Origin of the sequence: Roseomonas genomospecies 6, from assembly GCF_008365375.1 — a bacterium.
Lineage (GTDB): Bacteria > Pseudomonadota > Alphaproteobacteria > Azospirillales > Azospirillaceae > Azospirillum.
Genome location: NZ_QOKW01000093.1, coordinates 1 through 790 on the forward strand (window position 1 = coordinate 1; position 790 = coordinate 790).

Annotated in this window: 1 protein-coding gene; it reads left to right on the top strand. The window is 66.6% G+C overall.

Going from position 1 to position 790, the window contains the following annotated elements; genetic code table 11:
- Positions 1 to 12: 12 nt before the first annotated feature.
- Positions 13 to 790, top strand: a protein-coding gene (locus DS843_RS30895) for an IS5 family transposase (protein WP_286192424.1) whose coding sequence is annotated in 2 segments (ribosomal slippage) — positions 13 to 403 and positions 403 to 790 — 779 coding nt annotated over the 2 segments. Because the reading frame shifts where the segments join, the coding sequence is not laid out codon by codon here. This gene is flagged as partial in the annotation.

Consider the following 790-nt stretch of genomic DNA (forward strand, 5'->3'; position numbering starts at 1 on the left):
ACGGAGGCGAAGATGTGGACAGCGGAGAAGCGAGACCGCCACGATCGCAGCGGGCTGCGTTACCCGAGCGATCTGAGCGATGAGGAATGGTGGATCATCGCGCCGCTGATCCCCCCGGGGCGGCGTGGTGGCCGCCATCGCAGCGTCGATCTTCGGGCGGTGCTGAACGGCGTGCTGTACGTGCTGGAGACGGGCTGCCAATGGCGTCACCTGCCCAAGGACCTGCCGCCGCGCAGCACGGTCCACGGCTATCTTCACCTGTGGGCCTGGGACGGCACGCTGGAGCGCATCCACCATGACCTCTACCAGCGGGTCCGCGAGCAGGACGGCCGCGAGGCCAGCCCGACCGCCGCCGTGATCGACAGCCAGAGCGTCCGCGCGGCGGAAAAGGGGGGCGTGCGGCGGACCCGGTCGGCTACGACGCGGGCAAAAAGATCAAGGGTGTCAAGTATCACATCCTCGTCGACACGCTCGGATTGCTCCTGAACGTCGCCGTTCATCGCGCCGATATCCAAGACCGCGACGGCACCGCCCTGGTGCTGGACAAGGCCACCCGCGCGCTGTTCCCCTTCATCCAGGTGATCTTCGCCGACGGCGGCTACCAGGGCGATGTTGCCGCCACCAAGGTGAGAGATGCTGGTGACTGGCGGCTGGAGATCGTCAAGCGCTCCGATCAGGCCAAGGGCTTTGTCGTGCTCCCGAAACGGTGGCTGGTCGAGAGAACCCTGTCATGGCTCACCCGCTGCCGCCGCTTGGTGCGCCATTACGAACTATACCTCCGCACCTCCGT